12 protein-coding genes are annotated in these 10230 nt (G+C 72.5%); 7 read left to right on the plus strand and 5 right to left on the minus strand.

Annotated features, from left to right (window positions below; translation table 11 throughout):
• Positions 1-492: hypothetical protein (locus tag ABZU52_RS30220; protein WP_354974344.1), on the plus strand; the 492-nt coding region annotated here is incomplete at its 5' end.
• A gap of 15 nt (positions 493-507) precedes the next feature.
• On the opposite strand, the gene ABZU52_RS30225 is transcribed toward ABZU52_RS30220, so the two are convergent.
• The 5 genes from ABZU52_RS30225 to ABZU52_RS30245 all read right to left on the minus strand — a co-directional run bounded on the left by ABZU52_RS30225 (position 508) and on the right by ABZU52_RS30245 (position 3677).
• Positions 508-1086, minus strand: a complete 579-nt coding sequence (locus ABZU52_RS30225) for a dihydrofolate reductase family protein (RefSeq protein ID WP_354974345.1) — start codon at positions 1084-1086, stop codon at positions 508-510.
• Positions 1083-2300, minus strand: coding sequence for an RNA polymerase sigma factor (locus ABZU52_RS30230; protein ID WP_354974346.1), 1218 nt, complete (start codon positions 2298-2300; stop codon positions 1083-1085). Before ABZU52_RS30230 ends, ABZU52_RS30225 begins: the two co-directional genes overlap by 4 nt.
• A gap of 19 nt (positions 2301-2319) precedes the next feature.
• Entirely contained in the window at positions 2320-2673 is a 354-nt protein-coding gene (locus tag ABZU52_RS30235; RefSeq protein ID WP_354974347.1) for a YciI family protein, read from the minus strand.
• 43 nt (positions 2674-2716) lie between these two features.
• Entirely contained in the window at positions 2717-3130 is a 414-nt protein-coding gene (locus ABZU52_RS30240; protein WP_354974348.1) for a DUF6069 family protein, read from the minus strand.
• 232 nt (positions 3131-3362) lie between these two features.
• Positions 3363-3677, minus strand: a complete 315-nt coding sequence (locus ABZU52_RS30245) for an L-rhamnose mutarotase (RefSeq protein WP_354974349.1) — start codon at positions 3675-3677, stop codon at positions 3363-3365.
• A 161-nt stretch (positions 3678-3838) separates the two neighbouring features.
• On the opposite strand from ABZU52_RS30245, the gene ABZU52_RS30250 reads away from it, so the two are divergent.
• From ABZU52_RS30250 to ABZU52_RS30275, 6 genes are all read left to right on the plus strand, one after another.
• Entirely contained in the window at positions 3839-4519 is a 681-nt protein-coding gene (locus ABZU52_RS30250; protein ID WP_354974350.1) for a response regulator transcription factor, read from the plus strand.
• 15 nt (positions 4520-4534) lie between these two features.
• Positions 4535-6004, plus strand: coding sequence for a HAMP domain-containing sensor histidine kinase (locus ABZU52_RS30255; RefSeq protein ID WP_354974351.1), 1470 nt, complete (start codon positions 4535-4537; stop codon positions 6002-6004).
• Positions 6001-6900, plus strand: coding sequence for a Gmad2 immunoglobulin-like domain-containing protein (locus tag ABZU52_RS30260; protein ID WP_354974352.1), 900 nt, complete (start codon positions 6001-6003; stop codon positions 6898-6900). Before ABZU52_RS30255 ends, ABZU52_RS30260 begins: the two co-directional genes overlap by 4 nt.
• Positions 6901-7039: 139 nt before the next feature.
• Complete coding sequence (locus tag ABZU52_RS30265) at positions 7040-7669, plus strand: TetR/AcrR family transcriptional regulator (protein WP_354974353.1); 630 nt, start codon at positions 7040-7042, stop codon at positions 7667-7669.
• 35 nt (positions 7670-7704) lie between these two features.
• Positions 7705-9198, plus strand: a complete 1494-nt coding sequence (locus tag ABZU52_RS30270; RefSeq protein WP_354974354.1) for a DHA2 family efflux MFS transporter permease subunit — start codon at positions 7705-7707, stop codon at positions 9196-9198.
• 111 nt (positions 9199-9309) lie between these two features.
• A complete protein-coding gene (locus tag ABZU52_RS30275) occupies positions 9310-10101 on the plus strand; it encodes a maleylpyruvate isomerase family mycothiol-dependent enzyme (RefSeq protein ID WP_354974355.1) in 792 nt (263 codons plus the stop codon).
• The last annotated feature ends 129 nt before the right edge of the window (positions 10102-10230 follow it).

The following is a 10230-nucleotide window of genomic DNA, read 5'->3' on the forward strand; positions in this document are numbered from 1 at the left end:
CCGCCGGGGGGGGGGTGCCGGGGCGCGCGCCGCTGCGGGATCACCTGGGGCAGCGCGGAGAAGTCGGCAGGCGCGTTGAGCGACGCCCCGCTGGTCGACGTCCGTACCGGCCGGCAGGACTGCTACGACCGGGTGGTGTTCGAGTTCGCCGGCCCGGTCGACGGCTACGCGATCGGCTACGGCGAGACGTGGACCGAGGGCGAAGGGCTGGCGCTGTCGCCGTACACCGCCGGGGGCGCGCTGCTGCGGGTTTCGCTGCGGGCTCCGGCCTACGACGACGAGCACCTGGGCACGGTGCCCTACGCGGTCGGTGAACACGTGGCGAACCTGCTGCGCTACCCGACGCTGCGCGACGTCGTCTTCGGCGGCAGCTTCGAGGGCTACAGCACCTTCGCCGTCGGCGTACGGGCGCGGTTGCCGTTCCGCGTGCTCGTGCTCGCCGGCCCCGGCACCCACAGCCGGGTGGTGCTCGACGTGGCCCACCAGTGGTGACCCGAGCCGAGTGAGTCACACGTGCAGGGTGGGCCGGTAGACGAGCTCCTGGGTGCGACCGTCGAGGGTGCGGCTGTCGACCAGCTCCAGGTCGAAGTCGGCCGCGCCCTGGAAGATCGGCTCGGTTCCGGTCTTCCCGGTGATCACCGGGAAGACCGTCACCTGGACGAGGTCGACCAGCCCCGCGGCCATCAGCGCCCGGTTCAACGACAGGCTGCCGTGCGATCGCAGAGGCACCTCGGACTCCTTCTTGAGCCGGGCGACGACGTCGACGGCGTCACCGCGCACGATGGTCGCGTCCGGCCAGTCGAGGGGGCCTTCCAGCGTGTTCGACACCACCGTCGCCGGGAGGCTCCTCATCCGGGTCACCCAGGCGTCGCGGACCTCGGACTCCTCGGTGCTCGCGGCCAGCATCCGCGCGAACACCCGGTACGTGCCGGCCCCGAAGACCATGCGCTGCTCCGCGTCGTAGACGGACAGTCGGTGCGCGAGCAGTTCCGGGCCCTGTTTACCCCAGTAGCCACCCCAGTTCCCGCTGGTGGTGCCGAAGCCATCGAGGCTGGAAAAGACGTCGACGGTGTAGGTGGCGGTCATGATGTTCCCCATTCACGTGTCAGTTGACTGCGACGGGTCTGCAGGTAGGCCCGCTCGGTCTCGTTGGTGGCCAGCGCCAGGGCCTGGTCGTAGGCGGCTCGGGCCTCGTCGTCGCGTCCGAGCCGGGCCAGCAGTTCGGCACGGGTGGCGGGCAACCGGTGAAAGCCCGGAAGATCGACGCCCTCCAACGCGGCGAGGGCCACCGCCGGTCCGTGCACCTCGGCGACGGCGACCGCACGGTTGAGCGCGACGACAGCGGTTGGCGCGAACGCGAGGAGCTGGTCGTACAGTGCCAGGACCTGCGGCCAGTCGGTGGCGGCGCCGTCGGTGTGCACCGCGCCGATCGCGGCCTGGATCTGGTACGGGCCGGGCCGGTTGCGGCGCAGACAACGGCGGACCAGGTCATGACCCTCGGCGATGAGGCTGCGGTTCCACAGTGACCGGTCCTGGTCGGCCAGCAGCACCAGCTCGCCGGCCGGGCCGAGCCGGGCCGGGCGGCGCGCCTCGGTCAGCAGCAGCAGGGCGAGCAGGCCCAGGACCTCGGGCTCGTCGGGCATCAACGCGGCGAGCTCGCGGGCGAGCCGGATCGCCTCGGCGCACAGGTCCGTCCTGATCAACGGGCCGGCGGTGGACGCGTAGCCCTCGTTGAACATCAGGTAGAGCACGGCGAGGACAGGCGGCAGCCGGCCCGGCAGCTCATGTGCGGCGGGCACCCGGTACGGGATGGCGGCGTCACGGATTTTCTTCTTGGCGCGCACGATCCGCTGGGCGACGGTCGCCTCCTGCACCAGGTAGGCGCGGGCGATCTCCGGCACGTCGAGGCCGCCCAGCAGGCGCAGGGTGAGAGCCGTCCGCGCCTCGGGAGCCAACGCCGGATGACAGCAGGTGAAGATGAGTCGCAGCTGGTCGTCCCGCACCGGTCCCACCTCCTGGGGCTCGTCCTGGTGATACAGCAGCAGGGCCTGGGCGTGCCGGGCCTCGCGGGTCGACTCCCGACGAAGCCGGTCGACGGCACGGTTGCGGGCGGTGGTCACGATCCAGGCCCCCGGGTTCGGCGGCAGGGTCTGCCACTTCTGCAACGCCGTGGTGAAAGCGTCCTGGACGGCCTCCTCGGCGAGGTTGATGTCGCCGAGGAGGCGGGCCAGGGTGGCGACGCAGCGGCCGTACTCCGCGCGGTAGATGCTCGCCAGGTCCGTGTCGGGAGACAGGTCCATGTCGGGAGACCGGCTCTGGTCAGGCCTGGGACAGGTCGTCGAAGGGGCGTACCTCGACCGGGCCGCAGGCCGCCGCGCACCTCTCGGCCCAGGCCAGCGCCGCGTCGAGGTCCGCGCACTTGATGACCCAGAACCCGGCGATGTGCTCCTTGGTCTCGGCGAACGGCCCGTCGCTCATGGCGGTGGTGCCGTTCTCGACCCGGACGACTGTGGCGCTGTCCGGCGACGTGAGCCCGCCGGCGAAGACCCAGACGCCGGCGGCCTGCATGTCGTCGTTGATCCGGCCGGTCTCCCTGAACATGGTCTGCGTCTCCTCGTCGGACGGCGTCGGCGCGCCCTCGACGACGTGCACGGACAGCAGGTACTGCTTCATGACGATCCTCCAGTAGGTCGAACGGGCAGGTCAGACGGCCAGGTCAGACGGCCAGGCGGCGGGCGACCGCGGGGATCACGATCGCTGCCGCGATCAGGTGGGTGAGCATCAGCAGCGCCTTGGTGGCCACCCCGGCGTCGGCGATCACGTCCGGCACCAGGGACAGGACCGTCAGCACCACAGTCGTGCGGACGAATGTGCGCCGCGGGTGCCGGGCGAAACGCGCCAGCAGCGCCGCGATGGCCACCCCGATCAACGAGAAGACGACCGTCAGCACGCCGAATCCCGTCACGGGGATCGGGGTGCCGCCCAGATCGAGGCTGACCCCGGCTCGGGCGCCGGTGGCGGCGACAGCCATGGTGGCGATGCTCGCTCCGACCGTGGCGGCGACACCGTTCCGGATCAACGCACCGAGGGTCGGCGTGGTGGCGCGGGTCGTGTTCGCAGTGGCGGTCATCGTGCCCTCCAATGGGTGTGGCCCGTCGCGGTGCCGGGCTCTCACCAGGGCTACGAACTGAACCGACCCCAATCGACAGCACGCCCAAGATTCTCGTCAAGAATCTTCGACTCCGGCGTGCCTGACCCCACCCCGCCGATCATGGAGTTGTGGTGGGTGACAAAGCGACCGCCAGTTGGCAAAGCGGGCACCACAACTCCATGATCGACGTCGGCGACCTGGGCTTCGTCGGCTAGGGCCTGTCGGCCAGGTGCCAGACCTCGCGCATCGGGGCCCACCAGTCCCCCGAGCCGGGCTCGGCGATCGACTCCTGACACGGGTCGGTCAGCTTCCACCACTCCTGCGTCTGCGGATCCGCGGCGATCATTCGCAGGTCGGCCTCGTAGTCGTCACCGACGTACTCGTAGTAGCCGAAGAGCAGGTCGCCGTGGAGAAAGATGGTGTAGTTGCGGAAGTTCGCCTCGCGCAGCGTCTTCTCGACGCTCGGCCAGACGGCGGCGTGTAACCGCAGGTAGGTTTCCCGCTGCTCGGGGCGGAGTCGGATCACGCAGCCATGACGTTGCACGTCGTGCCCTTTCGTGTGAGCTGGTCCAGGGGTGCCGACCTGACGGTAGCGTTTGGACGGTGCCCAGGCGGGGGGCCACCGGCCGCTGATGTCGACCGTTTTGCCAGGACTACGCACGGTGCCGCCGGGTCTACCCTCGGGTGATGGAGGGCCGCGTGCTGGTGGTCGAGGACGACTTCTCCATCCGGGAAGTCACCGCCCTCGGTCTGCGCCGCGCCGGTTTCCGGGTCGACACCGCGGTCGACGGGCGGCAGGCCCTGGCCGCGTTCCGCGCGCGCCCGGTCGACCTCATCGTGCTCGACATCATGCTGCCGGTCCTGGACGGCCTGGAGGTCTGCCGGGAGATCCGGCGGACCAGTCAGGTGCCGATCCTGATGCTGACCGCACGCATCGACACCATCGACGTGGTGGTCGGGCTGGAGTGCGGCGCGGACGACTACCTGCGCAAACCCTTCGACCTGCCCGAGCTGGTGGCTCGGGTCCGTTCGGTGCTGCGCCGGGCCAGCGTGCCGGCCCCGTCGACAGTCATCGAAGTCGGCGGCCTGGAGATCGACCCGGTCGGCTTCGTGGTCCGCCGGCACGGCCGGGAGCTGGCCTTGACCTCGACCGAGTTCCGCCTGTTGCTGGAGCTGGCCCGCCGACCCGGCCAGGTCTTCACCCGGGAGCTGCTGCTGGACCTGGTCTGGAACCACGACTTCCTCGGCGACTCCCGACTGGTCGACGTGGCGGTGCAGCGGCTACGCGCCAAGATCGAGGACGACCCGGCGCAGCCACGGCTGATCCGGACCGTGCGCGGCGCCGGCTACAAGCTGTCGACGGGCTGACGGGGGGGTGGGGCGATGGCCGCAAGCGCGGTGCTCCCCGGCAGCCTACGGCGCCGGCTGACGATCGCGTTCGTCCTGGTCGCCGGCGTCTCGGCCGGGTTGCTCGCCGGCGGGACCGGACTGCTGCTGCGACAGTCCTGGTTGGACGCGTCGCTGCACGAGGCCGCCGCCGACGCCCGCTACCAGCTCGTGCTCGCTGGGCAGTTCCTGCCGCTGACCGAGCAGCGCAGCACCGAGCTGCTCACCAGCTTCGAGGCCAGTGGTCGGCACGTGGTGCTCGTCGACGGCCCGGCCCGCGCCTCGCACCCCGCGTACGCCCCGGTGCTGGGCACCCGGTTGCGGGCCGTCGTCGCGGACGGGCGGCTCGGCTATCAGCGCTCCGCGCCGGCGGAGCGTCCTCGACTGCTGGTGATCGGCGGGCGCATACCCGGCTCGACCGCCGAGCTGTACGTCCTCACCGTCGAGGACGACCTCGCGGCCGACCTGGGGCAGCTGCGCACCGCGCTGGTGGCCGGCTGGGTGCTCGTGGTGTTGCTCGCCGCCGCGGTGGGTCACGCGCTGGCCCGCCGCACGTTGGAGCCGGTGGGCCGGGCCAGCCGGGCCGCCCGAGCGCTCACCGAGGGCCTGCTCGCCACCCGCCTGCCGGTACGCGGGCGCGACGAGTTCAGCGTGTGGGCGACGACGTTCAACGAGATGGCCGAGGCGCTGGAGGCGAAGATCGCGGCACTGTCGGCCGCGCAGGCCCGCGAGCGGCGGTTCACCGCCGATGTCGCGCACGAGCTGCGTACCCCGGTGACCGCGTTGGTGGGCGCGGCGTCGCTGCTGCGCGAGCACCTCGACCAGCTGCCCGACGACGCCCGGCCGGCCGCGCAGCTGCTGGTCGGCGACGTGGTCCGGCTGCGTCGGCTGGTCGAGGACCTGATGGAGATCTCCCGGCTGGACGCCGGGCGGGAGCAGCTGGCCGTCGGGCCGGTCGACGGGTTGGCGCTGCTGCACGGCATCGTCGCGGCGCGCGGCTGGTCGCCGCGCGTGCGGGTCACCGGGGATCCGGTCGCGGTGCGCACCGACCCCCGACGGTTGGAGCGGGTGCTGGCCAACCTGGTCGCCAACGCGGTCGAGCACGGCGGTGGAGAGATCACGGCCAGCGTGGCGGGCGCGGGCCCGCTGGTCGTCTTCGAGGTCACCGACCAGGGGCCGGGCATCCCGGCCGAACACCTGCCCCGCGTGTTCGACCGGTTCCACCAGGTCGCTTCGTCCCGCTCCGGGCCGGGCAGTGGGCTCGGGCTGGCCATCGCCCGGGAGCACACCGATCTGCTCGGCGGCGCGCTGAGCGTGCGGAGCGAACCGGGCGAGGGCACCCGGTTCCGGCTGGAGCTGCCTGTCGACGGTCCCGCCGGCCGGCACGGTGACGTGCCCCGCCCGGAGCACCGCGCCGAGGCGGGTCCGGCCGGGCGTACCGCCGGCGCGGCGGGTGGTGTGGGATGAGCCGCCGCGACCCGATCAGGCTGGGCGTACCGCTGCTCGTCGCTGCGGTCCTGCTCGCCGGCTGCGGCACTCCCCGCTCCGGTGACCTGGGCCCGGCGCCCACCGCGCCGCCGACGAGCGGCGCACCCACCGACCGCCCGGCACCCATCCCGACGCGGGCCGTGGAGCCGACGCCACCACCCACCCACCGACCACCGAGTCCGTCGGCGTCGGCGTCCGCCGGCACGCGCCGGCCGGACCCGGTGACCATCGAGCTGTGGTACATCCGCGCCGGGCTGCTCGTGCCGACCCGGCGCACCCGGCCGGCCACGGTCGCGACGTCCCGGCTGGCGCTGACCGAACTGGCCGCCGGGCCGAGCCGGGCCGAGGCCGCCACCGGGATGACCACCCTCCTTCCGGCCGGCGTCGAGGTCACCCGCATCGCCGACGGCGTGGCGACGCTGCGGGTGCCGTCCGTCGGCGACCCGGCCACCCGGCGGCTACGCGAGGCGCAGGTGGTGTGGACGCTCACCCAGTTCCCCACCGTGCGTCAGGTCCGCCTCGACGGCGCGGCGCCGGTCGATCGGGCCGACTACGCGGACCTGCTGCCGCCGATCGTGGTCACCGGGCCGATCCCCGGCGAGCGGGTCTCCTCGCCGCTCGTCGTCACCGGCACCGCCACCGTGTTCGAGGCCACGGTGAGCGTCCGGGTGCTGGACGCCGCCGGCCGGGAGGTGGCCACCGGTTTCGGCACCGCCAGTTGCGGCAGCGGTTGCCGGGGTGGCTACCGGGTGGTGGTCGGCTGGCACACGGCCCGCGAGCAGGAGGGCACCGTCGAGGTGTACGAGGTGTCCGCCCGAAACGGCGCGCGGATCAACACAATGGCCGTGCCGGTGATCCTCTCCCCCGGCGGCTGACCACCCCCGGACACCCGCCGGACTCCTGATGGAAACGCAATCGTTTCACCCACTCCATGCGACGGAACTCACGAAAACCTGCACGATCAGCCAACCGCGCACTAGGGTCAGTACGACATCGTTTCGCAGGGGGTCGAGGGTGCTGGGTGGTCAGCAGGTGGGCGCGGGTGCCGGGGTACCGGCAGCCCGGGGCCCGCGCTGCACCGACAGCGACCTGTTCACCGTCGTCATCGACACCCTGCGCGAGGTCGGCTATGACCGGATGACCATCGACGCCGTGGCCGCCCGCGCCCACGTCAGCAAGGCCACCATCTACCGGCGCTGGGACGGCAAGGCGGAGCTGGTCGTCGCCGCCCTGCGCGACCAGCACGTGGGGGTGCACAACCCGCCCGACACCGGCTCCCTGCGCGGGGATCTGATCGAGTTGCTGCGGGCCACGGCCGCGATCTGCACCGCCGACTGCGACCTCATGCAGGCGTTGACCTTCGCCATGCGAACCAACCCCGAGCTGGAACGCCTGGTGCGTCACCAGGTGCTGCCGGCCGGGCGGGTGGCCAGCACCGCCGTCCTGGTCCGGGCCGCCGCCCGCGGGGAGATCCCGCCGGAGGCCGGCGAGCGGGAGTTGTTCCACGATCTGGCGCCCGCGCTCACCATGTCCCGCATCCTCGCGCACGGCCTACCCGCCGATGACGCGTTCCTCACCCAGGTCGTCGACCAGGTGCTGATCCCGGTGCTCCGCTATCAGCACGACCGTCCGTCGCCGGCCTGATTCGCCTCACATCACGCAACACGGAAGGCTCCACCATGTCCGGAACCACCTCGACCGCGCCCGGCGCGCCCAATGCCGGCGTGTCGACAGGAGCACCGCACCCGCGGCGCTGGATCGCGCTGGCGGTCATCGCGGTATCCCAGCTGATGGTCGTCCTGGACGCCACCATCGTGAACATCGCGCTGCCACAGGCCCAGGCCGACCTGGGGATCACCGACGCGAACCGGCAGTGGGTGATCACCGCCTACACGCTGGCCTTCGGTGGTCTGCTGCTGCTCGGCGGTCGCATCGCCGACTACTGGGGGCGCAAGCGCACCTTCCTGGTCGGCATGACCGGTTTCGCGCTCGCCTCCGCCCTGGGCGGTCTGGCCACCACCGGTGAGATGCTCTTCGCCGCCCGCGCGTTGCAGGGCGCCTTCGGCGCGCTGCTCGCCCCGGCCGCGCTGGCGCTGCTCACCGTTCTCTTCACCGAGGCCACCGAGCGGGCCAAGGCCTTCGCGGTGTACGGCGCGATCGCCGGCGGCGGGTCGGCGGTCGGCCTGCTGCTCGGCGGGGTGCTCACCGAGTACGCCGACTGGCGCTGGTGCCTGCTGGTCAACATCCCGGTCGCCGCCGTCGCCATCGCCTTCGCGCTCCCGCTGGTGCCGGAGAGCCGCGCCCACGGCAACACCCGCTACGACGTACCCGGCGCGATCGTGGTGACCGCCGGCCTGGTCTCCCTGGTCTACGGCTTCACCAAGGCCGCCGAGGACGGCTGGGACGCCACCGCGACGCTCGGTTTCATCGCCGCGGGCGTGCTGCTGCTCGCCGCCTTCGTGGTGATCGAGCTGCGCTCCAGCCACCCGCTGCTGCCGCTGCGGATCCTGCTGGACCGCAACCGGGGCGGGGCGTTCCTCACCTCGACGCTGATCGGCGCCGGCCTGTTCGGGGCGTTCCTCTTCCTGACCTTCTACTTCCAGGTGGTGCTCCAGTACAAGCCCCTCGAGGCCGGTCTGGCGTCGCTGCCGGTCACCGCCGGTGTGCTGATCGCCGCGGGTGGCGCCAGCCAGCTGATGCCCCGGTTGGGCGCCAAGCCGCTGATGGTCACCGGTGCGGTGCTCGCCGCCCTGGGCATGCTGGTGCTGACCCAGATCGACGTGGACACCTCGTTCCTCACCCATCTGCTGCCCGCGCAGGTCATCCTCGGCCTGGGGTTGGGCTTCACCTTCGTCCCGCTGTCCAGCCTCGCCCTGGTCGGGGTGCCGGAGCACGACGCGGGCGCGGCCAGCGCGACGCTCAACGCCACCCAGCAGATCGGTGGCTCGCTCGGCACCGCGCTGCTGAACACCTTCTACACCAGCGCGGTCGCCGCCTACCTGGTCGGCCGGGCGCCGAACCCGGTCAACCAGGTCGAGGCGCTGGTGCACGGCTACCGGGTGGCCTTCGCCTGGGGTGCGGCGCTGATCCTGCTCGCCGGACTGGCCACCCTGGTGCTGGTGAAGGTCCGCAAGGAGGACATCCCGACCGGCAACACCGTGCACATGGGCTGAGCTGACCGCGACGTGGCCGCCGGCCCGAGCGCCCCGACCCTGGGGTGGACCGGTCGGCGGCCCCGTCCGGTAACGTCCCGACCATCATCGAAAGTCCGTTTGAGGAGATTCATGTCGACCCCTGCTGACCAGGTCATCACAGCTCTGCGCGCGGGCCACGAGGAGCTCGCCGCGCTCGTCCGGGACCTCAAGGAGGACGACCTGCTCCGGCCGTCGGGAGCCAGCGAGTGGCAGGTGTCCCAGGTGCTGAGCCACCTGGGCAGCGGCGCCGAGATCAACCTGGCGACGCTGGACGCCGCCCGCACCGGCTCGCCCGGCCCGGACGGGGACTTCAACCGTGGCGTGTGGGCGCGCTGGGACGCGATGTCCCCGGCCGAGCACGCCGCCGGCTTCCTCGCCACCAACGAGCGGCTGGTCGAGGCGTACGAGGCGCTGGACGCCGAGACCCGGGCCTCGATGCGGATCGACCTCGGCTTCCTGCCGGAGCCGGTCGACGTGGCCACCGCCGCCCGGTTCCGGCTCAGCGAGTTCGCCCTGCACCAGTGGGACGCCGAGGTGGCGTTCAACAGGTTCGCGGCGGTGACGCCGGGGGCGGTGGCGCTGCTGCTCGACCAGGTCGGCGGCATGCTGGCCTGGACCAGCCGACCGCAGGAGCTGGCCGGGCGGGAGGCCACAGTGCTGGTCCGGCTGCACGCGCCCGACCGGACGTTCGGGCTGCGGCTGGGCGACAAGGTCGAGGTCGTCGACGCGCCGGAGCGCCCCGACGGGGATCTGGTGGCCCCGGCCGAGGCGTGGCTGCGGCTGGCCACCGGACGGCTCGGCCGCGAGCACACCCCCGAAGGGGTGGAGGCGACCGGTCCGGTGACCCTCGACGACCTGCGCCGGGTCTTCGTCGGCTTCTGAGGCGGTGCCGCGGGGGGGGGGGTGCCGGCCCCCGCCGGCGCGCACGCCCTGAAGCAGAAGAGCAGCGTGGGGTGGGGGGCCACCACCCACACGGGCGCCAGCGGGGGGCACAACACCGGGGATTTCAGT

The organism is Micromonospora sp. NPDC005220 (assembly GCF_040607895.1).
Classification (GTDB): domain Bacteria; phylum Actinomycetota; class Actinomycetes; order Mycobacteriales; family Micromonosporaceae; genus Micromonospora.

Bases quoted from the DNA above. Each gene is read 5' to 3' on its own strand.
- ABZU52_RS30235 (WP_354974347.1), bottom strand. From the start codon at position 2,673: ATGAAGCAGTACCTGCTGTCCGTGCACGTCGTCGAGGGCGCGCCGACG.
- ABZU52_RS30230 (WP_354974346.1), bottom strand. From the start codon at position 2,300: ATGGACCTGTCTCCCGACACGGACCTGGCGAGCATCTACCGCGCGGAG.
- ABZU52_RS30275 (WP_354974355.1), top strand. From the start codon at position 9,310: ATGTCGACCCCTGCTGACCAGGTCATCACAGCTCTGCGCGCGGGCCAC.
- ABZU52_RS30260 (WP_354974352.1), top strand. From the start codon at position 6,001: ATGAGCCGCCGCGACCCGATCAGGCTGGGCGTACCGCTGCTCGTCGCT.
- ABZU52_RS30225 (WP_354974345.1), bottom strand. From the start codon at position 1,086: ATGACCGCCACCTACACCGTCGACGTCTTTTCCAGCCTCGATGGCTTC.
- ABZU52_RS30240 (WP_354974348.1), bottom strand. From the start codon at position 3,130: ATGACCGCCACTGCGAACACGACCCGCGCCACCACGCCGACCCTCGGT.
- ABZU52_RS30250 (WP_354974350.1), top strand. From the start codon at position 3,839: ATGGAGGGCCGCGTGCTGGTGGTCGAGGACGACTTCTCCATCCGGGAA.
- ABZU52_RS30270 (WP_354974354.1), top strand. From the start codon at position 7,705: ATGTCCGGAACCACCTCGACCGCGCCCGGCGCGCCCAATGCCGGCGTG.
- ABZU52_RS30255 (WP_354974351.1), top strand. From the start codon at position 4,535: ATGGCCGCAAGCGCGGTGCTCCCCGGCAGCCTACGGCGCCGGCTGACG.